Below are 24,307 nucleotides of genomic sequence, written 5' to 3'. Positions count from 1 at the left end.
CGAAGAGGGAGGGGCGAGATCGGTGAGTGAATTGCATCAAGAGCTTTTGGAGAAGCTCACCGATGCGGGATTCGGAGCTCTTGGAGTGGTCGGAACCCGCGACGATCTCGCCCCCGTTCTGGTGGCGCGGTACGTGACGCAGTTGCATCCGGACGACGGGCGGCAGGACGTCCTCATCGGGCATGACGAACCGAACTTGCGCTCCAGGATCAACGAGGAGTGGGAGAGAGCGGCGCGGAAACACGGGTTGTTCCCGAAGGCGGGGGACGGGCGGCCGGACTTCCTGATCGGCTTGGATGTTTCCGTCGACATGCCGGACGAGTCGGAATTCAAGTCGTACCGCTGGGTGCACGTACGGCTTTCCGAGGGTTGGGATATCGCCGGCGCCGGCTGCGAGAGTGGACTCCTCGGAGCCGGTGCGGACAATCCGACGTTCGTGATGATGTCGGTGGGCGGGGATGTGGTGATGGTCGCCGGGTACTGGCAGATTGGTATCGGATTCTCCGTCGCATCCCGTCCGGAAAAGATTCCGAAGCTCAGGGAGCATGCGAAGCGCATCGCATCGTATGCGCACATCGAAAGTGAGCAGCGGAACTGGGCGGAGCGCTGGCTACGGAATGTGAAACCATGATTCAGCTCTCTCGTCGAGCGGATGCCGCTGAACTGGCGGAAGTCTTGGGCCCAACAGTGGAGACTCGGGCCGGAGGGTGACGGGCGGGCGAACGGGTCCGCGAGCTTGTCGGGGGGCGGTGGTCGTGAGGGTTGCTCAGGGTGCCGCGATGTCCAGGGACTTGCTGGCGAACTTGTCGGCGATCAGCGAGAGCATGACCCGCTTGCCGACCGCGTTGCTGGTCAGTTTCTGGATGAGGCCGCGCGCGAGCAGGTCCCGGCGGGACTGCGGGACGAACATCGGCAGGCCCTCGGTGCGGCCGAGTTCCTGCTGGGTGGTGATGAAGGGCCGCAGCCGCTGCTCCCATTCGCGCAGGGCCCGGCCCGGGTTGCCGGGGTTGCGCTGCAGGACGGTGCCGAGCAGGTCGGCGCCGGCCATGCCGGTGGAGGCGCCCATGCCCGAGTACAGGGTGAGGCACCAGGCGGCGTCGCCGAGGAGGACGACGCGGTCGGTGTGCCAGGTGGGCATCACCACCTGGTGGGTGGAGTCGAAGAGGGAGTCGTCGGCCTGCTCGAACTGCGTCAGGAGGTTCTCCAGTACGGCACCGGTGGGTTCGGGGCCGAAGGCGCGGCGCAGGGAATCGACCGGCGGGCGGCGGAACTGGGCGTCCTCGTCGTCGGTGCGGTAGCTGAAGAGCACTCCGGGCTGGTGGTCGGCGAAGGGGAAGACCCACACGGAGCGGCCCGGCTCCGCCAGGATCACGCCGTCGTTGGGCCGGAATCCGGGTACGGCTTCCTTGAGGATCGCGGCACCGATGATGTGGTGGAAGGGCCGCAGGTACCGCGCGTCCGGGCCGAAGACCAGGCGGCGCACGGTGGAGCGCAGGCCGTCGGCCCCGACCACGAGGTCGAAGCGTTCCGTGCTCTCGGCCGTGTCCCCGCCGGTGGTGGTGCGCAGGGTGACGTCCACGCCCTCGGGGTGCTCGTCGACGGCGACGGGAGTGGTGCCGTAGCGGATCTCGGTCCGGGGCGAGACCTCGTCGTACAGGGCGGCCTCGATGTCCCCGCGGAGCATGAGGCGCGGACCTCCGGGCAGATCGCCGTAGCCCATGCCGGGCTTGCGACGGCCGGTGCGGTCGATGTCGTAGGTCACGCTGGTGAGGTCGCTCCGGTCGCCGATGGCATCCAGCACGCCCATGCGCTGCGCGGTGGCCCGGCCGGTCTCGAACAGGCCGATGAAGTAGCCGGCGGCACGGCGGCCGGCGGCACGTTCGACCAGCACAGGCTCCCAGCCGACCTCGTGCAGGCGCATCGCGGTGGCCAGTCCACCGATGCCCATGCCGACGATCAGGGCGCGGGGCTTGGTCATGACGATCACTCCTCGTGGGGGTGTTGGCTTCTGAGATAGGTGGTGCCGCCGCCGCTCCGGTGTCTGGCCTGTGACGGGCCTTCGTTCATGACGGCAGCCGCAGCGACCTCCACGCACGACCAGGGGAAGCGGAGAACCGGAGAAGTCCACTCCATTTACGCGTCCACCGTAACATGTAAGTGGAGGTGTTATCTCCGGATGGCTGCTTATAGTGGAGTCTCATGAGTCGCAGAACCGTCCCCGCCCCGTCCCCCGGCGACGCCCCGCCCCGCCCCCTCCGCGCCGACGCCGAACGCAACCGCCGGCGCATCATCGCCGCCGCTCAGCAGGTGTTCGCGCGGCGAGGACTCGACGTCACCCTCGACGACATCGCCCACCACGCGGGCGTCGGCGTCGGCACGATCTACCGGCGCTTCGCCAACCGCGAGGAGCTGATCGAGGCGATCTTCGACACCGAGATCCAGCGCATCATCGGCATCGCCGAAGAAGCCCTCACCCACGAGGACCCCTGGGACGGGCTCGTCCACTTCTTCACCATGTCCAGCCAGGACTTCGCCGACGACCGTGGGCTGAGGGAAGTCCTCATGGTCGGCACGCACGGCAAGGACCGGGTCGCCGCGGCCCGCGAACGGCTCTCTCCCGCGATCAGCGCCGTCATGGAGCGTGCGCAGCGGGACGGTTCACTGCGGGACGACATCGAGGTGACCGACTTCCCGCTCATCCAGATCATGCTGGGGGCCGCGACACAGCTCACCCAAGCCGTCTCGCCCGACCTCTGGCAGCGCTACCTCACCCTGATCCTCGACAGCCTCCGCACAAGCCGGGAGGCCCCCACCCCCCTACCGCACCGAGCCCTCAGTCAGCAGGAATTCGACCGGGCCAGGCCGTAACGGTGCTCATTGGGCGAAGGGCGGATTCCTGGGGTGCTGATCAGACCCGGGAGGGGGCGGGGCCACGGCGACCAACGCACCACCGGCCCGCCCCTGTGTAGGCCGAGATCCCGCGTCGGTGTGGCCCGGGCGACCGGAGGCCGGAAACCCTGGCTCCGGTGGTCCGTGCGACGGGGGTGCGGGAGGTAAAAGACCAAAGAACCCAGGGAAATAACCAACCAAACCCCACCTCGCCCGGCTCAGGTCACCCACAAGGGTGATCTCGCCCTGCGTGGCTGGCTTTTGGCGGGTACGGGGAGGCAGGGCTCAGCCCTGACACTCCGTCAGACATGCGACGGCCCCCGGTCGGGACTGGCATCCCGGGCCGAGGGCCTGACCAACAAGGAAGTAGACGCTTCCCCATGGTTGAAGAGAAGTTTAGTGCGCCCACGCGCTCCCGTTGCGCGGCTCGCGGATCCTCATCCGGAGTGATGAAGGTCCACGAATCCCATACCGCCCGCTTCACGGTTGTGGGCAACCACCTCGCCCAGCACCGGTCGTTGTCGCTGACCGCGATCGGCCTGGCCACGCACATCCAGTCACTGCCCGAGGGCTCACCGGTGGACATCCGCACGCTGGCGCGGAAGTTCGAGGAGGGCCGGGACCGGATCGCCACCGCCTACAGGGAGCTGGAGGTGTACGGGTACATCGAACGGCGCCGCGAGCGCACCGGCGCGGGCACGATCGTCAGCCGGACCATCTCGTACAACCACCCCGAGGCGACCCACGCCAGGCGAGAGCGCGTAGGGCCGACGACGTCTCCGCGAGCTGCGGCTGCCCCCGTACCTGCGCCACCGGCCCCTGCGCCACCGGCACCGTTACCGGTGGCGGCACCCCTGGCCCCGGCCGCAGACCCTGCCCCGGTCCCTGTGCCGCCGGAAGGGCCTCGCCGCGCAGCTCCGCCGCTTCCCCGGCCGGATGCGCTTGACCTGGGGCGTCAGCGCATCGCCGCCGAACTCCTCGCCGATCTGCGGCGCGACGCGCCGGCCCTGCTGCTCGCCGAGCGGGACGTACGGCGCCTGGCTCCGGGCGTCGCCGCCTGGCTGGAGCGCGGCGCCGCGCCCGATGCCGTACGCCGCACGCTCACCGCCGACCTGCCATCCGACCTGCGCCACCCGGCCGGACTCCTGGCGTACCGGCTCACCGAACTGCTGCCGCCACCCCTCCCGGCCACGCCCACGGCCGCCGCCGTTCCACGCCCGGACCCCCTCCAGAACTGCGACACCTGCGACCGCGCCTACCGCGCACCCGAACCGGGCGACTGCCCCGGCTGCCTGGCGGCAGACCCGGCGAGCAGGGCGGCGGCTTAGGGGGGCACGGTCCCGGGACACCGGCGTCACATGTATATGGATTTCTGTATAGTCGGAGATGTGAGTGAATCCGTGGCGGATTGAGATCGAACCGGAGGTCCGGCAGTGGCTGGAGCTCCTGACGGACGCGCATTACGACAAAGTCGAACGCGCTGCTGACATGCTCGCGGCCCGGCCGACCACCTTGGCGGAGCCATATGCCCGTCACCTCGGTGGCAAGGTGCGGGAGCTGCGGTTCACCATGGACGGCAACGCTGTCCGCATGACGTACTGGCTCGCTCCTGACCGGCGCATTGTGCTGTTGACAGTGTTCCGCAAGACCAGGCAGCGGGAGACCGCCGAGGTCGAGCGGGCTCAGCAGATGCAGAAGATGTGCGAGTCGGATCACGGCCCTGCCACGCACAGCTATGACCGGACGAAGGAGGAGAACCCGTGAACCACTCCCAGTGGAAGACACGCAGGACCAGGAAGCTTCTGGGGGAATCGGTCGACGAGTCGCGCGCCTACGTCGAAGCCGGGTATGCGTTCGGGCTGGGCCAGGCCGTTTACGACCGGCGCACCGCACTGGGGCTTTCGCAGGCCGAGCTGGCGCGGAGGGCCGAGATGACCCAGCCGCAGATTTCCAACATCGAGGGCGGTGACTCCGTGCCGACCCTGACTCTGCTCACTCGACTCGCCAAGGCCCTGGACGCGTCGATGACTATCGATCTTGACGGGGACACATCCGCTTTCGCCTTCACCCCGCACGATCACCCTCGATCGGAGGAAGCGCCGGCGGTCGGACGACATTCGGCGGCCTGAGGCACGGTCGGGCCGGACAAGCCGAGACAGAACGGGAACCGGCGGCCCCGCGTCGGTACGTGCCCCGATCCGCTCGTGAATCGTTGGTCGAAGCAGTGGCCTGTGCCACGTCCACTGCCTACCATCGATCACTGCAAGGTCTTGTGCATCGCCGCACAATCTCCCCGGGAGGTCCCCTTTGCACCGCCGTCGTCGCACCGCGCTCTCCGTGTCCGTAGCCCTGCTCGCCGCGGCTCCGCTGCTCACCGCCTGCGGCGGTGAGGCCCATCCCGGAGCGGCGGCGGTCGTCGGGGGGCAGCGGATCGAGGTGTCCACGCTTCAGTCCGCGGTACGGGACGTACGGGAGGCTCAGCGGGCCACGCCCGAGTCCGCGCAGCTCATCAAGGACACCGCGCAGCTCAGCCAGGCCAAGCTGAACAGCATGATCTTCGACCGGGTGCTCCAGCGCGCCGCCGCCGACGCCGGTGTCGACGTCAGCCGCAAGGAGATCCAGGAGACCCGCGCGCAGGCCGCCGCGCAGTCCGGCGGGGAGCAGCGGTTCGCCGCGATGCTGCTCCAGCAGGGCGCGCTCTCCTCCGGGCAGATCGACGCGGCGATCAGCCGCGAGGTGCTGCTGAACAAGGTCGCGGGGGCGCTCGGCGCGAACACCTCGACCCCGGAGGGGCAGCAGAAGGTCCTCGCCGTGCTGACGAAGACGTCAAGGGATATGGGCATCGACGTCAATCCTCGGTATGGGAGCTGGGACTACCAGCAGGTGCGGCTCGGCGAGGCCAAGACGCCGTGGATCACCCAGGTCACCCGCCAGGCGCCGGAGCAGCAGCCCACGGACGCCTGACCTTGCCGCCCCCGCGCCGCCCCCGACCACTGCCCGCGTCCGGGCCTGGGCGCCGGGCGGGGGACCGCCGGAGGTAGGTTCGAGAGGTGACAGACGAAGCTTCCGCAGCTCCCGGCCGTATCGTCCTGCTGACCGCCAGCCACCGGGTCGCGCCCGGCCTGCTCTCCTGGCCCGCGTGGCAGACGCTGCACGCCGCAGACCGTGTGGTGTGCGCCGATGCCGGCCACCCCCAGCTGCCGTATCTGCGGGAGGCCGGCGTCGTGGTCGAGCATGCCGCGCCCGGCGCACAGAATCTGGTCGACGCGTGCGCCGGCGGCCGTACCGTCGTGGTGATCCCCTCCGGCGCGGGGGACGGGACCGACGCCGAGCTGACGGACGGCCTCGCCCGGCTGGCCGGCTCGGGCCGGTTCACGATGCCGGACCTGGAGCTGCTGCCCGGCTCGTACGACCTGCCGGGCGCCCGGCTTCTCGATCTCGTCCAGGTCATGGACCGGATCAGGAGGGAGTGCCCGTGGGCCTCGGGCCAGACGCACAAGGGGCTCGCCAAGTACGCCATCGAGGAGGCGTACGAACTGGTCGAGGCGATCGAGGACGGCGACGCGGACGAGCTGCGCGAGGAGCTGGGGGATGTCCTGCTCCAGGTTGTCTTTCATGCCCGGATCGCGCAGGAAGGTCTCTCGGCAGGGGACGCGGGGGAGGACGGGGAGGAGGAGAGCGGGGCGTTCTCCATCGACGACGTCGCGGGCACGATCGTGGAGAAGCTGATCCACCGCCACCCCCATGTCTTCGGCGACGCGAGCGTCGACACCCCCGAGGAGGTCAAGGCGCAGTGGATCCGGATGAAGGCGGTCGAGAAGCGCCGCACGTCGGTCACCGACGGCGTACCGCTCGGTCAGCCGGGGCTGGCCCTCACCGCGAAGCTCGCGAGCCGCGCCCGTACCGCCGGTCTTGAGGTCGCGCTTCCGGAGGGTGAGTCCATCGGGTACGAGCTGCTGGCCCTGGCCGTACGGGCGGACGCGTCGGGCATCGACCCGGAGACGGCGCTGCGCGCGGCGGCCCGTGTATATAGGGACAGGATCCTGGCCGCCGAGCGCGCGCCGGGCGCGTAGCCGCCGGACGCGAACGTGCCGGACGTACGGACGCCGGGCGCGTAGCCGCCGGGCACGCACGCACCGGACGTACAGGCACCGGACGTACACGCACCGGACGGCGTACGCGGGCCGGGGACCGGGGGCCGGGGGCGCGCTCGGGGGCGGTTACGGTCGGGGCGTGTCCGATGCGTCCGAGAAACTTGCGAACAGCGCCGCTCCCACCCTCTTCACCTGGGAGTTCGCCACCGACCCTTACCCCGCGTACGCCTGGCTGCGGGAACACGCCCCCGTGCACCGCACCGAGCTGCCCAGCGGGGTCGAGGCATGGCTCGTGACCCGGTACGGGGACGCCCGGCAGGCGCTCGCCGACGCGCGGCTCTCCAAGAATCCCGTGCACCACGCCGAGCCGGCGCACGCCCGGGGGAAGACGGGCATCCCGGGGGAGCGCAAGGCGGAGCTGATGACGCACCTGCTGAACATCGACCCGCCCGACCACCCCCGGCTGCGGCGGCTGGTGTCCAAGGCGTTCACGCCGCGCCGCGTCGCCGAGTTCGCCCCGCGCGTGCAGGAGCTGACCGACCGTCTCATCGACGGCTTCGCCGAGCGGGGCAGCGCGGACCTCATCCACGAGTTCGCGTTCCCGCTCCCGATCTACGCGATCTGTGATCTGCTCGGGGTGCCGTCCGAGGACCAGGACGACTTCCGGGACTGGGCGGGCATGATGATTCGTCATGCGGGCGGGCCGCGCGGCGGGGTCGCGCGGGCGGTCAAGAAGATGCGCGGCTATCTGGCCGAACTCATCCACCGGAAAAGAGAGAATCCCGGCGACGACCTGATCTCCGGTCTGATCCGGGCCGGTGACCACGGTGAGCATTTGACCGAGAACGAGGCCGCGGCGATGGCCTTTATCATTCTGTTCGCCGGTTTTGAGACAACGGTGAATCTCATCGGTAATGGCATGTACACGCTTATGCGAAATCCGGCCGAACGGGAACGCCTGCAGAGTTCCCTGGCCGCCGGCGAGACGGGTCTGCTGGCGACCGGCGTCGAGGAACTGCTCCGCTACGACGGCCCCGTGGAGATGGCGACCTGGCGGTACGCCACCGAGCCGCTGACTCTGGGTGGGCAGCGGATCGCTGCAGGTGACCCCGTTCTCGTCGTGCTGGCCGCGGCCGACCGTGACCCCGAGCGCTTCCGTGACCCCGACGCGCTCGACCTCGGGCGCCGTGACAATCAGCACCTCGGGTACGGGCACGGCATCCACTACTGCCTCGGCGCGCCGCTCGCCCGCGTGGAGGGGCAGACCGCGATCGCCACGCTTCTGAAGCGGCTTCCGGATGTGCGGCTTTCGGGAGAACCTTCCGATTTGCGGTGGCGTGGCGGGCTCATCATGCGGGGATTGCGCACGCTTCCGGTGCAGTTCACGCCATTGTCCGGCCGATAATTTTACTGACGCATCGTCAATACTGTGACTTTCACGTGATCTCTGCTGCATCGACTTGTGACAAGCATTCGAGTACCGCTACGTTCACGTCGACCCGGTAACACCATGCCGGAGTTGAATTGACAGTCACACGGAAGGCAACCGCATGTCCGGGAACGGCCGACACCGTCGACCTCGTCAGGCCCCAGCTCTTCTCGTCGCCGCCGGGGTGGCCGGATCCGCGATCGCGATCCCGTTGCTCGGAGCCGGCGCCGCCAGCGCGGCGGACTCCTCGACCTGGGACCGCGTGGCGGGGTGCGAGAGCGGCGGCACGTGGAGCGCGAACCTCGCCAACGGGTACTACGGCGGGCTCCAGATGTCCCAGGAGACCTGGGACGAGTTCGGGGGCGGGGACTACGCCGAACGCCCCGACCTGGCCAGCCGCTCGCAGCAGATAGCCGTGGCCGAGAAGGTCTTCGAGGCCCAGGGGGCGCAGGCGTGGTCCAGCTGCGCCGCCGTCTCCGGGCTGACGGAGGCGGTCGGCGGTGCGGTCGGCGGCATCGTGGAGGGGGTGACGGGGGGCGGCAAGAGCACCGATCCGTCCGGTACCCCGTCGGGCAGCCCTTCCGGGGACGCCTATCCGTCCGGTGACGCCGTGACGGACCCGGATGCCGACGCGGACGCGGACGGCAAGACCTCCCCGGACCCCAGCACCAGCCCGAGCCCGGGTGCCACCGGCTCCGCGGCCGGTACGGACGACGCCGAGGGCAAGGGCAAGGACGAGGCGTCCAAGGGCAAGCACCGCGGCCAGGCGGCCGACGAGAACGCCTCGCCGGGCACCGCGGACAAGGAGCGCGCCTCGGGCAGCCGTGCCTCCCGCGGGGCGGGCGGAGCCCGTGACGGGGCCGGGCTCACGGACGGTGTGGAGCGCGAGGTCGAGAAGGTCGTCACCGCGGTCGGCGGCCACCTCTCCCTGGCGAGCGGCGGGCAGAAGGTCGTCGGCGGCTGGGTCTGAGCAGCCGGCAGCAAGACCTGGGAAGCCGCGCCTCCACGACGGAGGCGCGGCTTCCGCGTTCCCGGAGCCGTCCCGGAGCCGCCGCCGAGTCCGTCGCGGAGCCGCCGCCGAGCCCGTCGCCCGTCGGGCGCCCACCGGGCGCGGCCGCGCGGCTTCCCGGCCGCCGTACGCCCGGCTCACCGGTCCCGGCGGTGCGGCGGCCCCACCGTGCCCGCGCCGGGCCGTAGCGCCCCGTTGCGGCGCCCCGCCGCAGGGCCGGGCGTTGAGTGACGCCAGAGCCGGAGCGGGCGACCAAGGTGAGCGGGCCCGGCCCCCGGGTGCCACGGCGGAACGGGTGACTCCGTGACCGGAACGAGAGGCTCCGCGAACCGGACCCAGAGGTTCCAGTGCCGGAACGGGTGAGTCCGGCGCCTGGCCCGCGACCGGAACGTATGACTCCGTGACCGGAACGTATGACTCCGCGGCCGGAGTACGTGACTCCGCGACCGGAGTCGGCGGCCGGGTCGAGCGGTTCGCGAACCGGAGCGCCCCGCTCCAGCGCCGGAGCGGGGGAGTCCGGAACCGGTGCGGGCGAGTGCCGTTGAACGGCGCCCCGTTGACGTCTTTTCCGCTGCGTCCGTCCTGGCCAGGGCCTCCGATCTCCGCCCGGAACGCGGGCAGTTAGCGACTGTATGTCCACTTCTGCGCAAGTGAGACAAGGGTCTCTTTGCCGCAACTCGGGCTCTTCGCCTCGCCGGTTGATCGAATCCGGTCCTCACCTGCAGAAACGTATTGTCCCTCGGAGGAGGTAAGGGCGTTATTTCCTGGATGTGACCCTTTGAACAACCGGCAGGGCTGTGATTACGGTCTGAACCGCTCGCACCGCGGGCCTCGTCGACCGTCACGCCGAATCCTGCCGTCGGTCGGGGGGAGTAATCGTCGCTTCGAGCGCCGAAGGCAGGAGCGGGGGACCCATAGGTTTGCGCCGGGCCCGGCCGTCGAGAGACGGCCGGCGGCCGGCTAGGGGTGAAGCCGCGTGTGCGAACACGCGGCCGGGCAACTCATTGGCCCGAACCCGACAGCTCACCTCGTAGGCGTCGGTGAGGAGATGTGTTCATGCTGCTGCGTTCCAGCAAGGCCAAGCACCGCCGCCCGTCCATGGCCGTCCGCTACGCCACCCTCGCCGGGATCACCGGCGCGGCCGTCGCGGCCCCGCTGATCGGTGCCACCGCCGCCTCCGCCGCCACCGCCTCCGAGTGGGACCGGGTCGCCCAGTGCGAATCCGGGGGCAACTGGTCGATCAACACGGGCAACGGCTTCTACGGCGGCCTGCAGTTCACGCCCTCCACCTGGGCCACGTACGGCGGTACCGCCTACGCCCCCCGCGCCGACCAGGCCTCCAAGTCCCAGCAGATAGCCGTCGCCGAGAAGGTCCTCGCGGGCCAGGGCAAGGGTGCCTGGCCGAGCTGTGGCGTGGGCCTCTCGGGCGCCGCGTACAACGGCGGCTCGGGCTCCGGTTCCGGCTCCGGTTCCGGTTCGGGCTCCAACTCCTCCAGCTCCGGCTCCGGTTCCGCCGGCTCGGCCTCCGGCAGCTCCAGCAGCTCCGGTACGCAGAAGTCCGCCCCGACCCGGCAGGCACAGCCGCAGCAGTCGACCCGTGACGAGGCGCAGCCGGCCTCGCGCGGCCAGAGCCGCCCGTTCACGATCAAGAAGGGGGACGGCGAGTACAAGGTCAAGTCCGGCGACACCCTCTCCAAGATCGCCACCGCCCACAAGGTCAAGGGCGGCTGGAAGAAGGTCTTCGACCTGAACAAGGACATCGTCCGTGACGCGGACGTCATCTACCCGGGTCAGCAGCTCCACCTGCGCTGACCCCTTCTCCCCGGCCCGGCGCGTCACCCCCGTACGCGCCGGGCCGGGCCCCGTTCCCGCCGCTGCCCGCCATCCGGTCCCGCTACCGGCGGGTAGCGGCGGTCCGTGCGAGCGGGAGCGTCTTAGGGGGCGGGCACCGGCTGGCCGATGACCCGGAGCCGGTTAGGCTCATGTCGCAAGGCCAAGAGACCCTGCACCCACGCGTCACATCCCAGAAGGAGATGCTCGTGCCGTCCATCGACGTCGTCGTAGCCCGGGAAATCCTTGACTCGCGAGGCAACCCCACGGTCGAGGTCGAGGTCGGCCTCGACGACGGCAGTACGGGTCGTGCTGCTGTCCCCTCCGGTGCCTCCACCGGTGCGTTCGAGGCCGTCGAACTCCGCGACGGAGACGCCGGCCGCTACCTGGGCAAGGGTGTCGAGAAGGCCGTCCTCGCCGTCATCGAGCAGCTCGGCCCGGAGCTGGTCGGGTACGACGCCACCGAGCAGCGCCTCATCGACCAGGCGATGATCGACCTGGACGCCACCGAGAACAAGGGCTCGCTGGGCGCCAACGCCATCCTCGGTGTCTCGCTCGCCGTCGCACACGCCGCCTCCGAGGCGTCCGACCTCCCGCTCTTCCGCTACCTGGGCGGCCCGAACGCGCACCTGCTGCCCGTTCCGATGATGAACATCCTGAACGGCGGCTCGCACGCCGATTCGAATGTCGACATCCAGGAATTCATGATCGCCCCGATCGGCGCGGAGTCCTTCTCCGAGGCGCTGCGCTGGGGCGCCGAGGTCTACCACACGCTCAAGAAGGTCCTGAAGCAGAAGGGCCTCTCCACCGGCCTCGGCGACGAGGGCGGCTTCGCGCCCAACCTGGAGTCCAACCGCGCCGCGCTCGACCTCATCCTTGAGGCGATCAAGGAGGCCGGTTACGTCCCCGGCCGCGACATCGCGCTCGCGCTCGACGTCGCCGCGTCCGAGTTCTACAAGGACGGCAGCTACGAGTTCGAGGGCAAGTCGCGCTCGGCCGCCGAGATGACCGAGTACTACGAGGAGCTGGTCGACGCCTACCCGCTCGTCTCCATCGAGGACCCGCTCTTCGAGGACGACTGGGCCGGCTGGAAGGTCATCACCGACAAGCTGGGCTCCAAGGTCCAGATCGTCGGCGACGACCTCTTCGTCACCAACCCGGAGCGCCTCGCCCGCGGCATCGAGGAGGGCTCGGCCAACGCCCTGCTGGTCAAGGTCAACCAGATCGGCTCGCTGACCGAGACGCTGGACGCCGTCGAGCTGGCCCAGCGCAACGGCTTCAAGTGCATGATGTCGCACCGCTCCGGTGAGACCGAGGACGTCACGATCGCCGACCTCGCGGTGGCCGTGAACTGCGGTCAGATCAAGACCGGCGCCCCGGCCCGCTCGGACCGCGTCGCCAAGTACAACCAGCTGCTGCGCATCGAGGAGATCCTCGACGACGCGGCGGTGTACGCGGGCCGCAGCGCGTTCCCGCGGTTTCGCTCTGCGAACAATTAAGAGGATGCGCTCTGCGAACGGCTAAGAGGATGCGCTCCGCGAACGGCTAAGAGGATGCGCTCCGCGAACAGTTAAGAGGATGCGTTCCTCCAACGGCTGAGGGGGCGCGTAACCCGGTCCGTACGACGGGCGCTCATCCGCCCGTCGTACGGACGTCCCCGGCCGCGGTCCCGTACCGTGTCCGGGGACGTTCGTACATGACAGGGGAGGCGGGCCATGGCCGGGAACCGGGACCGGTTCTCCACCTCGACCAGGCTGCGGTTGCTCGGTGAGCAGACCGCGGCGAGGGTCTACCGCTCGCAGAACCGCAGGCAGGACCGCCGCTCCCGGCTCACGGGACGCGCGGCCTTCCTCGCGCTGGTCGTCTGCACCCTGGTGGTGGCGCTCGCGTATCCGATGCGGGAGTACGTGTCGCAGCGGAACGAGATCGCCGAGCAGGAGCGGCTGAGCCAGGAGGCGCAGCGGCGCGTGGCGGAGCTGCGCGACGAGAAGGCGCGGCTCCAGGACGACGCGTACGTCGAGCGGCTGGCCCGCGAGCATCTGCACTACCTGCGGCCGGGGGAGACGGGCTTCACCGTCATCGACCCGGAGGCGGCGCGGGAACGGCGCGAGGACGAGGGTGCGGCGGACCGCCCCTGGTACTCGAACGTCCTGGACGGGGTGGACGAGGCGGACCGCCCCGGCACGTAGGTACGTATGTACGCGCACGGACGCACCCGTACATACGTGTTACGTGTACGGACGCACCCCGCCCGGCTCACCCCGCCCTGTTCATCCCACCCCGCGCCTCACCCCCACCCCCGCACGACATGAATCCGGAACGGCAGAACCAGGCAGGCATGAAGACGCCCCCTCCGCAGACCGCACGCACCGAGCCCACCGAGGCGGACGTCGCCGCTTTCAAGGAGCAGCTCGGCCGACCGCCGCGCGGGCTGCGCGCCATCGCGCACCGCTGCCCCTGCGGGCAGCCGGACGTGGTCGAGACCGCCCCGCGGCTCCCCGACGGCACCCCCTTCCCGACGACGTACTACCTGACGTGCCCGCGCGCGGCCTCGGCCATCGGCACGCTGGAGGCGAACGGCGTCATGAAGGAGATGACCGAGCGCCTCGCGACCGACCCCGAGCTGGCCGCCGCGTACCGTGCGGCGCACGAGGACTACCTCGCGCGGCGCGACGCCATCGAGGTGCTGGAGGGCTTCCCCAGCGCGGGCGGTATGCCGGACCGGGTGAAGTGCCTGCACGTCCTGGTCGGCCACTCGCTGGCGGCGGGGCCGGGGGTGAACCCGCTGGGTGACGAGGCGCTGGCGATGCTGCCGGAGTGGTGGGCGAAGGGCCCGTGCGTCACTCCGTGCGCCGGCCCCGCCGGGACGGAGCCGGCGGCGGAAGGGGGTTCGGCGTCATGACCAGGGTCGCGGCCATCGACTGCGGTACGAACTCGATCCGCCTGCTCGTCGCGGACGTCCACCCGGAAACGGGTGAAGTGGTCGATCTCGACCGGCGGATGACGATCGTCCGGCTCGGCCAGGGCGTCGACCGGACCGGCCGGCTCGCGCCGGAGGCGCTGGAACGCACGTTCGCCGCCTGCCGGGAGTACGCGGCGGTCATCGCGGAGCACGGCGCGGAGCGGATCCGCTTCGTGGCCACGTCCGCCTCGCGTGACGCCGAGAACCGCGACGTGTTCGTGCGCGGGGTGGTGGACATCCTGGGCGTGGAGCCCGAGGTGATCACGGGCGACCAGGAGGCGGCGTTCTCCTTCACCGGCGCCACGAAGGAACTGCCGGGGCGGGACAGCTACCTCGTGGTGGACATCGGCGGCGGCTCCACCGAGTTCGTCGTCGGCGACGACCGGGTGCGGGCGGCGCGGTCGGTGGACATCGGCTGCGTACGGCTGACGGAGCGCCATCTCGTACGGGACGGAGCGGTCCTCGACCCGCCGACGCCCGACGCGATCGCCGCGGTCCGCGCCGACATCGAGGCGGCCCTCGACCTCGCCGAGGAGGCCGTCCCGCTGCGCGAACCCCGCACGCTGGTCGGTCTGGCGGGCTCGGTGACGACGGTGGCCGCGATCGCGCTGGGCCTGGACGCGTACGACTCCGAGCGGATCCACCGCTCCCGCATCCCCTACGGCCGCGTCAAGGAGATCACCGACCACCTGCTCGCCGCCACCCACGCGGAACGGGCCGCGATCCCCGTGATGCACCCGGGCCGGGTCGACGTGATCGGCGCGGGCGCCCTCGTCCTGCTCGCGATCATGGAACGCTCCGGCGCCCAGGAGGTCGTCGTCAGCGAACACGACATTCTGGACGGAATCGCCTGGAGTGCCGCAGCGAGCGCGTCGTCCTCGATCCGGTAGGCGACCCGGTAAGCGCCGACTCGTAGCCGGTACTCGTAGCCGGTAAAGGCCCGACGGCCCCGTGAGCTGAACGACGAGGCCCTGCTCCGGCTGGAGGGCGCCGCTCCGTTCGGCGCGAACCTGCGGGACTTCACCGCGCTCCGGGCCGCCGCCACCAAGGTCTGAACGGGCGTGCGCCGGGGGGTGTTCCGCGCTGCCGGGGCGCCCCTCGGCCACCTTGGCGAGAAAGTTCGTGAACTTCTTCACAAGGAAATCGCGTCTCCTGGGGGCCGTACTCGGCCGGGAGGCCCCGCTGTGAGGGGCGCGCGCCGCGCGCACCCTTATACCGGGTGGTTCCGGGCACGTTGCGGTGGCGTGAACCGTGTGGCCGGTTCGGTCCCGGGGGAGGTGCTGAGGGCCAGCTCACAGGGGGTGGGCAACGTCCAAACCAGCCGTCTGGTTCCCCCGGGTGCCATGACCTCGATCACGTGGGCCGCGGAGTGTAGCACAAGGGGGGTCAGACCTTGTGAAGGGGCTCACGAGCACCCCCTCCGAGGGGGGTGGATACTCGATGGCATGAGCACCACGGAGCGTCCCAGGATCCTCGTTGTAGGCGGTGGGTACGTAGGCCTGTACGCAGCTCGTCGCATTCTGAAGAAGATGCGCTACGGGGAGGCGACCGTCACGGTCGTCGACCCCCGCTCGTACATGACGTACCAGCCCTTCCTCCCCGAAGCCGCCGCCGGCAGCATTTCGCCTCGGCATGTCGTCGTCCCGCTGCGACGCGTGCTGCCCAAGGCTGAGGTGCTCACCGGCCGGGTCACCACCATCGACCAGGACCGCAAGGTCGCCACGGTCGCGCCGCTCGTCGGCGAGTCCTACGAGCTGCCCTTCGACTACCTCGTCATCGCGCTCGGCGCGGTCTCCCGCACCTTCCCGATCCCCGGCCTCGCCGAGCAGGGCATCGGTATGAAGGGCATCGAGGAGGCCATCGGCCTGCGCAACCACGTCCTGGAGCAGCTCGACAAGGCTGACTCGACGACGGACGAGGAGGTCCGCCGCAAGGCGCTGACCTTCGTCTTCGTGGGCGGCGGCTTCGCCGGCGCGGAGACCATCGGTGAGGTCGAGGACCTGGCGCGCGACGCGGCCAAGTACTACACGAACGTCAAGCGCGAGGACATGCGCTTCCTGCTCGTGGACGTCGCCGACAAGATCCTCCCCGAGGTCGGCCCGAAGCTGGGCGCCTGGGGCAAGGAGCACCTGGAGGCCCGCGGCGTCGAGGTCTACCTCAAGACCGGCATGGACTCCTGCGTCGACGGTCACGTCGTGCTCAACAACGGCCTTGAGGTCGACTCCAACACCATCGTGTGGACCGCCGGCGTCAAGCCGAACCCGGCGCTCGCCCGTTTCGGTCTGCCGCTCGGCCCCCGCGGCCACGTGGACACCAGCGAGAAGCTCCAGGTCCAGGGCACCGACTACATCTGGGCCGCGGGCGACAACGCCCAGGTCCCGGACCTCGTCGGCCGCAAGGCCGGCAACCCGAACGCCTGGTGCCCGCCCAACGCCCAGCACGCGCTGCGTCAGGCCAAGGTCCTCGGCGACAACGTCATCTCGGGCATGCGCGGCTTCCCGCAGGGCGACTACAGCCACGCCAACAAGGGTGCGGTCGCCGGTCTCGGGGTCCACAAGGGCGTCGCGATGATCGTCGTCGGCAAGATGAAGATCAAGTTCAAGGGCCGGCTGGCCTGGTACGCGCACCGTGGCTACCACGGTCTGGCCATGCCGACCTGGAACCGCAAGATCCGGGTCTTCGCCGACTGGACGCTCGCGATGTTCCTCAAGCGCGAGGTCGTCTCGCTCGGCGCCATGGAGACGCCGCGCGAGGAGTTCTACGAGGCCGCGAAGCCGACCCCGGCGCCCGCCGCCGCGTCGGCCGCGTCGGCCGCGCCCGCCGAGAAGGCCAAGGCGTCCTGACGGCGTAACGTACGGAAAGGGCCGTCCGCCATCCGTGGTGCGGACGGCCCTTCCGCATGCCCGCGGCCCTTCGGCGTGCCCGTGCCCCTTCCGGGTGCCGGCAACCCTTCCGGGTGCCCGTGTCCCTTCGGGGTCCCCGTGCGGTCTTTCTCCGTGGCCCCTTCCGCGTGGCTGTGCGGCGCACTCGCGGCACGTCGGCTGCGGTAGGCCCGCGCCATGCGCCCGCCGTACGCGGGTCGCTCCGACGGACCAGCAGGCCCGTTCTGGATCTTCGCGCCCCGGGCGGGCCGGAGAGGGGTACCGGGCGGGGGTACGGGGCGGGGGTACGGGCCGCATCCGGGCAAAGTGTGTGGTAGATGCAAGTATTTTGCTCTCTCATTGCCCGGCGCCGGGACTGCATCCGTACCCGAGCGGTGTTTACGTGGTGTTGAGCATGTCCGGTATCCACCACCACGGAGGTGTACGCCATGGCCGACGCCGCGCTGCGGCTGACCACTCTTGCCGAAGAGTTGCTGGGGGCCCCGCTCCCGGTCCGTATCCGTGCCTGGGACGGCAGCGAATCGGGCCCTCCCGACGCACCCACCCTGATCATCCGTCACCGCCGTGCTCTGCGCCGTCTCCTCTGGAAGCCCGGCGAACTGGGCCTCGCGCGCGCCTGGGTCGCCGGGGAGATCGATGTCGACGGCGATCTGTACGCGGTGCTCGAACGTCTCGCCGGGCTCCTCTGGGAGCACGACGGCGACGAAGGACCCAAGATCCACCCCGTACGCGACCCCCGGATGCGCGCCGCGGCCCGCGGGCTCGTGGAGATCGCGGGTCCCTGGCCGCCGCCCGCACCGCCCGGCGAGGAGATCCGGCGGCGGCGCGGCGGGGCGCACACCAAGCGCCGCGACAAGGAGGCGATCAGCCACCACTACGACGTGGGCAACGACTTCTACGCACTCGTCCTCGGCCCGTCCATGGTGTACTCCTGCGCCTACTGGGACGCGGGCCCCGGCTTCACCCTCGAAGACGCGCAGCGCGACAAGCTCGACCTGATCTGCCGCAAGCTCGGCCTCCAGGAGGACGACCGGCTCCTCGACGTCGGCTGCGGCTGGGGCTCCATGGCCATCCACGCGGCCCGCGAGTACGGTGCCCGGGTCACCGGGATCACCCTCTCCCGGGAGCAGGCCGCGTTCGCCCGTAAGCGCATCGCGGAGGAGGGGCTGACGGACCGCATCGAGATCCGGGTCCAGGACTACCGGGACGTCAGGGACGGCCCGTACGACGCGATCTCCTCCATCGGGATGGCCGAGCACGTGGGCTCTGCCAGGTATCGGGAGTACGCCGACGACCTCTACGGCCTGCTCAAGCCGGGCGGCCGGCTGCTGAACCACCAGATCGCCCGGCGGCCCGAGCCGGACGAGGGGCAGTACCGGATCGACGACTTCATCGACGCGTACGTCTTCCCCGACGGCGAACTGGCGCCGCTCGGCCGTACCGTCTCCACCCTGGAGGAAGCGGGCTTCGAGGCCCGCGACGTCGAGTCGATCCGGGAGCACTACGCGCTCACCCTGCGCCGCTGGGTGGCCAATCTGGAGGAGCACTGGGCGGAGGCGGTGCGTGCGACCTCCGCGGGCCGCGCGCGCGTCTGGCGCCTCTACATGGCCGCGTCCGCGCTCTCCTTCGAGCGCAACCGCATCGGCGTCAACCAGATCCTGGCCGTCCGGCCCGCGGACGGCGGCGTGTCCGGGCTGCCGCTGCGGGCCCGATTCTGGGGCACCTGAGCCACCACCGCACTGGCACCACCGCACTGCTGTTGACCGCTGTACCGCCGTACGTCTGTCACCGCCGTACGTCGTCGTGAGTTGACGCGGGCCGGGCCCCTGGAGGTGTTCCAGGGGCCCGGCCCGTCCGTACGCCGTCCGCGCGGCCCGTACGCCGTACGCCCTTCGCGTGGCGCTCCGCTACTCGGTCTTGATCGCCGTCAGCATGTTGAGCTTCGCCGCGCTGCGGGCCGGCCAGAGCGACGCCAGGACACCCACCAGTCCGGCCAGCGCCAGGAAGAGCGCGATCCTGTCCCACGGCAGGACCAGCTCGTACCCCGGGAGCGAGCCCTTGATCGTCTGGCCGATCGCCCAGGCCAGGAAGGTGCCGAGGCCGATGCCGACCACCGCGCCGAAGAGCGAGATCACCACGGCCTCCAGCCGGATCATCCGCTTCACCCTGCGCCGGTCCAGACCGATCGCGCGCAGCATGCCGATCTCCTGCTGACGCTCGAACACGGACATGGCCAGGGTGTTGATGACCCCGAGGACCGCGATGATCAAAGCCATCGCCAGCAGTCCGTACATGATGTTCAGCGCGGTGCCGATGAAGCCGCTGTACTCGTTCCTGATGTCCTGCTGGTCCATCACCTTGATCGCCGGGTTCTTGCCCAGGGCGTCCACGAGGACCTGCTCGCGGGCGGCGCTGGGGCCGCCGTCGGTCTTCACCCACACCTCGCGGATGAAGTGCTTGGTCTCGTGCGGGTCGGCCAGCTCCGTCGAGATCAGAAGCGGGGAGACGAACTCGTTGCCCCGGTAGATCGCGCCGACCTTCAGCTCCGCCGACTTCCCGTCGACGTACTTCACCGTGACCGTGTCCCCGGTCTTCCAGCCGTTCGACTTCGCGGTGTCCTCGTCGACCGCGACCGCGTCGCCGGAGAGCGAGCTCAGCGAGCCGGAGACCGCGGGGAGGTTGACGAGCTTCTCGATGTCCCCGGGGGTGACCGCGGAGGCCGCGTGGTAGTCGCCCTTGATCTCCAGGTCGACCGCCTGCTGCGGGGAGGCCGCGGTGACCCCGGACGCCTTCTCCAGCGCGGTCGGCACACTCGGGTCGAGCGGGCCGCCGTTGGCCATCGAGACCATGTAGTCGGCCTTGATGTTGTCCGTGGTCATCTTGTCGATGGCCTGGCCGAGCGTGACACCGAGGATGGTGAGGCCGGTGACCAGGGTGAGCCCGATGGCCAGCGCGGAGGCGGTGGCTCCGGTGCGCCGCGGGTTACGGACGGCGTTCTGGCTCGCCAGCTTGCCCGACACCCCGAAGGCCCCCACGAGCAGCGGCCGTACGAGCGCGATGACCGGCCGGGACAGCAGCGGGATCAGCACGATGACGCCGATCATCGCGATGAACGCGCCCCCGCCGAGGAGGAACCGGCCGTCGGAGCCCTGCGAGGCGCCCGCCAGGATCCCCGCGGCGCCGATCAGGGCGATGAAGCCGCCGATGGAGTTGCGGATGACGAGGGACTTGGTGGTGGCCACGGCGTGCACGCTGCTCATCGCCGCCACCGGCGGGATCTTCGCGGCCCGGCGGGCGGGCAGCCAGGCGGCGATCACGGTGATCAGCACGCCGACGGCGAGCGCGGACCCGATGGCGGTCGGGGAGACGACGAGCGGTCCGCCCGGCATCTTCGCGCCGAACGCGCCCATCAGACCGCGCAGTCCGACGGCCAGACCGAGCCCGAGGACGAAGCCGACCACCGAGGCGATGATCCCGACGATCGTCGCCTCGACCAGCACGGAGCGCTTGACCTGACGGCGGGAGGCGCCGACGGCGCGCAGCAGCGCCAGCTCCTTGGTCCGCTGGGCGACCAGCATGGTGAAGGTGTTGGAGATCAGGAAGATACCGACGAACAGGGCGATGGCCGCGAAGGCCAGCAGCATCTGGTTGAGGTTGGCGAGGCCCTTCTCGATGTCCTTGGCCTGCTGCTCCGCCAGCGCTTGGCCGGTCTGCGCCTCGGCGTTCTTCGGGAGGAGCTTCTTGATCCCGGAGAGGAGCGTGGCGTCGGAGGCGCCGGACGCGGCGGTGACGGTGGCGTCCCGGTAGAAGCCGGGCTCCAGGTAGAGGTCCTGGGCGGCCTTCGTGCTGAAGAGGACGAGGCTGCCGCCCGCGTTGACCGCGCCGTCCTCGGTGGTGAAGACACCGGCGAGGGTGTACTCCTTCACCGGCGCGTTGGTGGCGACCCGTACGGTGTCGCCGACCTTGTACTCACCCTTGGTCGCGGTCTCCCGGTCGAGGGCGATCTGGTTGTCCTCGCGAGGGCCTGAGCCGTCGGTGAAGGTGTACGCGGGGTCCTTGCCGTTCTCGCCGGGCGAGAAGTTGGAGCCGGTGTTGGTCCAGCCGTTGCCGATCAGGTTGCCGTCGGGGTCGGCGACCCCGGCGAAGCCGTCGACGCGCCCGGTGACGGTGGCGACCCCGTCGAGGGCCCCGATCCGGTCCATGGTGGCCTGGCTGATACCCGGTCCGTCCTTGCGGTCCTCCGGGTCGCCGCTCTCGCGGACGTCGTAGGAGTGGACGGAGACGGCGACGTCCTTGTAGCTCTTCGCCGACTGGTTGCGGAAGGCGTTGCCGAGGGTGTCGGTGAAGACCAGGGTGCCGGAGACGAAGGCGACGCCGAGCATGACGGCGAGCACGGTCATCAGCAGCCTGGCCTTGTGCGCGAGCACAGTGCGCAGGGCGGTACGGAACATGGTGGAAGTCCTGGTGAAGGTGGGCCGGACGGACGGGACGGGAGGCGACGTACGGACGTACGGTCAGGAAGGCGGGCGCCAGGTCAGCTGGTGCGGCCCTTCGCGTCGAACGCCTTCATCCGGTCCAGCACGCCGTCCGCGGTGGGCGCGAACATCTCGTCGACGATGCGCCCGTCGGCGAGGAAGATCACCCGGTCCGCGTAGGACGCGGCCACCGGGTCGTGCGTCACCATCACCACGGTCTGGCCCAGCTCCCGCACCGAGTTGCGCAGGAAGCCCAGCACCTCGGCGCCGGAGCGCGAGTCCAGGTTCCCGGTCGGCTCGTCACCGAAGATGATCTCGGGCTGCGAGGCGAGGGCGCGGGCGACCGCCACGCGCTGCTGCTGGCCGCCGGAGAGCTGCGTGGGCCGGTGACCCAGGCGGTCGGCGAGGCCGATCATCGTGATGACCTGGTCCATCCACTGCTTGTCGGGCTTGCGGCCCGCGATGTCCATGGGGAGCGTGATGTTCTCCAGGGCCGTCAGGGTCGGCAGCAGGTTGAACGCCTGGAAGATGAAGCCGATCTTGTCCCGGCGCAACTGCGTGAGCTGCTTGTCCTTCAGGGTGGACAGCTCGGTCTCGCCTATGCGGACGGTGCCGCTGCTGAAGCTGTCGAGGCCGGCCACACAGTGCATCAGGGTCGACTTGCCGGAGCCGGAGGGCCCCATGATCGCGGTGAACTCCCCCTGACGGAAGTCGACGGAGACATGGTCGAGCGCGACCACTTGGGTCTCGCCCACTCCGTAGACCTTCGAGAGATCGGAGGCGCGGGCGGCCACGGCGGTGGCACGGTCGGCGAGCGGGGTGGTGGTCACGGAAGAGCACTCCTGTCGGGACGGAGACGGAACGAAGCCGGACGACGGATCCGGCACGGGCGCCGGAACGGATCCGGCGCGGCACCGGAACTGATCCGGAGGCGCGGACGTTTCGAGTGGAGGAATCCCTCCACCGGCGAACCCCTCCATCGTCGTCCCCGCCCGGCCGCCGGGGCGTCCGTCCCGATGCCCGTTCCCGTGGCCCCCTTGGGTCTGACCGCCGGTGCGCGCTCTCCTCCTCGGGTATGACACCGTCCCTGAGAAGGCGCGCGTACGGCCCCGATGTGACGCCCCGTCGTCTCTCCGTGCGCCGCGCGCCCCCACCCGCGCCGGAGGCGCGCCGGCGCACGTCCGGAGCTGCGCGTGTGCCGGATCCGTGACCGGGCGGCGACTTTTCGTCATTCTCGTGTGCCTCGGTACCAGATGACCACCCGCGCCCGGCATGTGCCTATGGCTCGTTACGTGTGCTGACGCACCCTCAGACGTCAATAAAATAAGACAACATCGGGTAGGCGCTCGGCTGTTCGAGTGGTGTGTCCCGATAGGCTCCTGTGCCAACGCGGCGTCGCGCGCCTTGCCCGGATGGTGGAATGCAGACACGGCGAGCTTAAACCTCGCTGCCCCTCGGGGGCGTGCCGGTTCAAGTCCGGCTCCGGGCACATCACCGTCCCGTGCCGACGGATGCCGCGGTCCCTTTTGGTGGGATTGTGACGAGCGGCACGTCGTAGACGTACCGATTTAACGAAAGATCCTCCCCGAGCACTAGGGCGTACGCTTTGCTGTCCCATTACTCTTGACGCAAGGCCGCGCTGGGTGGCCATGGAGGAGTGAGATGAGGAGCAGCAACCCGGTCTTCTCGCGACGGGGCTTCAGCCGCGACAACGGCCACGCGGGCTTCAACGCGGCGCCGCAGGCCGGGGGCCCCGCCGTAGGAACCAACCCGTACGCGACGAACCCGTACGCGACCAACCCCTACGCGCAGCAGCAGGGCGCCCCGGTCGGCACGCCGCAGGCACCGCCGAACACCGGCGTCATGACGATCGACGACGTCGTCACCCGTACGGGTATGACGCTGGGCACGGTCGTGCTCACGGCAGTGCTCTCCTGGGTCCTGCTGCCGGTCGACCAGGCGAACATCGGCAAGTCGTACGGCATCGCCATCGGCGCCGTGCTCGTCGCCTTCGTCCTGTCGATGATCCAGTCCTTCAAGCGCAAGCCGTCGCCGGCGCTGATCCTGTCGTACGCGGCGTTCGAGGGTGTCTTCCTCGGCGTGATCAGCAGCGTCGTCAGCACCTACATCGCGCCCGGTGTGGTGATCCAGGCCGTGATGGGCACGATGGCGGTCTTCGCCGGTGTGCTGTTCGCGTACAAGATGCGCTGGATCCGCGTCACGCGCCGCTTCTACGGCTTCGTGATGGCCGCGGCCGTCGGCTTCATGCTCCTCATGGTCGCCAACATGCTGTTCAGCGTCTTCGGCGGCGGTGACGGCCTCGGCTTCCGCAGCGGTGGCCTCGGCATCCTCTTCGGCGTCATCGGCATCATCCTCGGCGCGTGCTTCCTGGCGCTCGACTTCAAGCAGGTCGAGGACGGCGTCGCGTACGGCGCGCCGCGCGAAGAGTCCTGGCTGGCGGCGTTCGGTCTGACGCTGACCCTGGTGTGGATCTACATGGAGATGCTGCGGCTCTTCTCGATCCTCAGCGGCAACGACTAGCACGAACGACCAGCACGACCCGTCGGCCGTACCGGCCGGCGGAGTGACCGGAGGGGTGGGGGGGGGGGCCGCCCCCCCCCCACTGGGGCCAGCCCCCCGCCCCCCCCCGCGACTGCAAATACATCCCCCATCCCCCCAGCGAAGCGCACGCCGGGAAGGGTCACGTCTACATCATCTAGGGGGCGGACCGCATGGA

20 protein-coding genes, 1 tRNA gene and 1 riboswitch are annotated in these 24,307 nt (G+C 70.1%); of the genes, 18 read left to right on the top strand and 3 right to left on the bottom strand.

Annotated elements, in window-relative coordinates; all coding sequences use genetic code 11:
- The first annotated feature begins 22 nt into the window (after window positions 1-22).
- Window positions 23-631 (top strand): hypothetical protein, encoded by a 609-nt coding sequence (locus ACFXKG_RS26360; RefSeq protein WP_384843856.1) that lies wholly within the window; start codon window positions 23-25, stop codon window positions 629-631.
- Window positions 632-766: 135 nt separating this feature from the next.
- Here the strand turns inward: ACFXKG_RS26360 and ACFXKG_RS26355 are convergent, their stop codons facing one another.
- Window positions 767-1,978: an FAD-dependent monooxygenase gene (locus tag ACFXKG_RS26355; protein ID WP_384843853.1), complete on the bottom strand. Its 1,212-nt coding sequence runs from the start codon at window positions 1,976-1,978 to the stop codon at window positions 767-769.
- A 221-nt stretch (window positions 1,979-2,199) separates the two neighbouring features.
- On the opposite strand from ACFXKG_RS26355, the gene ACFXKG_RS26350 reads away from it, so the two are divergent.
- From ACFXKG_RS26350 to ACFXKG_RS26280, 15 genes are all read left to right on the top strand, one after another.
- Complete coding sequence (locus ACFXKG_RS26350) at window positions 2,200-2,868, top strand: TetR/AcrR family transcriptional regulator (protein WP_384843850.1); 669 nt, start codon at window positions 2,200-2,202, stop codon at window positions 2,866-2,868.
- A gap of 470 nt (window positions 2,869-3,338) precedes the next feature.
- Window positions 3,339-4,217, top strand: coding sequence for a helix-turn-helix domain-containing protein (locus ACFXKG_RS26345; protein WP_384843847.1), 879 nt, complete (start codon window positions 3,339-3,341; stop codon window positions 4,215-4,217).
- A 64-nt stretch (window positions 4,218-4,281) separates the two neighbouring features.
- The gene (locus tag ACFXKG_RS26340; protein WP_384843844.1) at window positions 4,282-4,653 is read left to right on the top strand and encodes a type II toxin-antitoxin system RelE/ParE family toxin; all 372 of its coding nucleotides are present in this window, start codon (window positions 4,282-4,284) and stop codon (window positions 4,651-4,653) included.
- A complete protein-coding gene (locus ACFXKG_RS26335; protein WP_384843841.1) occupies window positions 4,650-5,018 on the top strand; it encodes a helix-turn-helix domain-containing protein in 369 nt (122 codons plus the stop codon). Before ACFXKG_RS26340 ends, ACFXKG_RS26335 begins: the two co-directional genes overlap by 4 nt.
- A gap of 178 nt (window positions 5,019-5,196) precedes the next feature.
- A complete protein-coding gene (locus ACFXKG_RS26330) occupies window positions 5,197-5,853 on the top strand; it encodes a SurA N-terminal domain-containing protein (RefSeq protein WP_384843838.1) in 657 nt (218 codons plus the stop codon).
- A gap of 86 nt (window positions 5,854-5,939) precedes the next feature.
- Entirely contained in the window at window positions 5,940-6,962 is a 1,023-nt protein-coding gene (locus ACFXKG_RS26325) for a nucleoside triphosphate pyrophosphohydrolase (RefSeq protein ID WP_384843835.1), read from the top strand.
- A 160-nt stretch (window positions 6,963-7,122) separates the two neighbouring features.
- Complete coding sequence (locus tag ACFXKG_RS26320) at window positions 7,123-8,388, top strand: cytochrome P450 (protein ID WP_384843833.1); 1,266 nt, start codon at window positions 7,123-7,125, stop codon at window positions 8,386-8,388.
- Between the two features lie 145 nt (window positions 8,389-8,533).
- Complete coding sequence (locus tag ACFXKG_RS26315) at window positions 8,534-9,382, top strand: transglycosylase family protein (RefSeq protein WP_384843830.1); 849 nt, start codon at window positions 8,534-8,536, stop codon at window positions 9,380-9,382.
- A 918-nt stretch (window positions 9,383-10,300) separates the two neighbouring features.
- Window positions 10,301-10,473: riboswitch (cyclic di-AMP (ydaO/yuaA leader) on the top strand.
- A 7-nt stretch (window positions 10,474-10,480) separates the two neighbouring features.
- Window positions 10,481-11,233: a transglycosylase family protein gene (locus ACFXKG_RS26310; protein ID WP_384843939.1), complete on the top strand. Its 753-nt coding sequence runs from the start codon at window positions 10,481-10,483 to the stop codon at window positions 11,231-11,233.
- A 221-nt stretch (window positions 11,234-11,454) separates the two neighbouring features.
- On the top strand, window positions 11,455-12,750 hold the full coding sequence (gene eno / locus ACFXKG_RS26305; RefSeq protein WP_384843827.1) for a phosphopyruvate hydratase: 1,296 nt from the start codon (window positions 11,455-11,457) through the stop codon (window positions 12,748-12,750).
- A 216-nt stretch (window positions 12,751-12,966) separates the two neighbouring features.
- Entirely contained in the window at window positions 12,967-13,440 is a 474-nt protein-coding gene (locus tag ACFXKG_RS26300; RefSeq protein ID WP_365808303.1) for a septum formation initiator family protein, read from the top strand.
- A 149-nt stretch (window positions 13,441-13,589) separates the two neighbouring features.
- Complete coding sequence (locus ACFXKG_RS26295; RefSeq protein ID WP_384843823.1) at window positions 13,590-14,153, top strand: DUF501 domain-containing protein; 564 nt, start codon at window positions 13,590-13,592, stop codon at window positions 14,151-14,153.
- Window positions 14,150-15,103, top strand: a complete 954-nt coding sequence (locus ACFXKG_RS26290; RefSeq protein ID WP_384843820.1) for an exopolyphosphatase — start codon at window positions 14,150-14,152, stop codon at window positions 15,101-15,103. The genes ACFXKG_RS26295 and ACFXKG_RS26290 overlap by 4 nt, the downstream gene beginning before the upstream one ends.
- A gap of 555 nt (window positions 15,104-15,658) precedes the next feature.
- Window positions 15,659-17,056, top strand: coding sequence for an NAD(P)/FAD-dependent oxidoreductase (locus ACFXKG_RS26285; RefSeq protein ID WP_384843817.1), 1,398 nt, complete (start codon window positions 15,659-15,661; stop codon window positions 17,054-17,056).
- A 467-nt stretch (window positions 17,057-17,523) separates the two neighbouring features.
- On the top strand, window positions 17,524-18,822 hold the full coding sequence (locus ACFXKG_RS26280) for a class I SAM-dependent methyltransferase (RefSeq protein ID WP_384843814.1): 1,299 nt from the start codon (window positions 17,524-17,526) through the stop codon (window positions 18,820-18,822).
- A gap of 180 nt (window positions 18,823-19,002) precedes the next feature.
- Here ACFXKG_RS26280 and ACFXKG_RS26275 read toward each other — a convergent pair whose 3' ends face one another.
- A complete protein-coding gene (locus tag ACFXKG_RS26275; protein WP_384843811.1) occupies window positions 19,003-21,546 on the bottom strand; it encodes an ABC transporter permease in 2,544 nt (847 codons plus the stop codon).
- A gap of 83 nt (window positions 21,547-21,629) precedes the next feature.
- Window positions 21,630-22,400, bottom strand: a complete 771-nt coding sequence (locus ACFXKG_RS26270; RefSeq protein WP_384843808.1) for an ABC transporter ATP-binding protein — start codon at window positions 22,398-22,400, stop codon at window positions 21,630-21,632.
- A 576-nt stretch (window positions 22,401-22,976) separates the two neighbouring features.
- Here ACFXKG_RS26270 and ACFXKG_RS26265 point away from each other — a divergent pair.
- Both ACFXKG_RS26265 and ACFXKG_RS26260 read left to right on the top strand, forming a co-directional pair.
- Window positions 22,977-23,059, top strand: a tRNA-Leu gene (locus ACFXKG_RS26265).
- Between the two features lie 173 nt (window positions 23,060-23,232).
- The gene (locus ACFXKG_RS26260; protein WP_384843805.1) at window positions 23,233-24,111 is read left to right on the top strand and encodes a Bax inhibitor-1/YccA family protein; all 879 of its coding nucleotides are present in this window, start codon (window positions 23,233-23,235) and stop codon (window positions 24,109-24,111) included.
- The last annotated feature ends 196 nt before the right edge of the window (window positions 24,112-24,307 follow it).

The organism is Streptomyces sp. NPDC059255, assembly GCF_042752355.1.
GTDB lineage: Bacteria > Actinomycetota > Actinomycetes > Streptomycetales > Streptomycetaceae > Streptomyces.
This window is presented reverse-complemented; position numbering and strand designations above follow the sequence as displayed.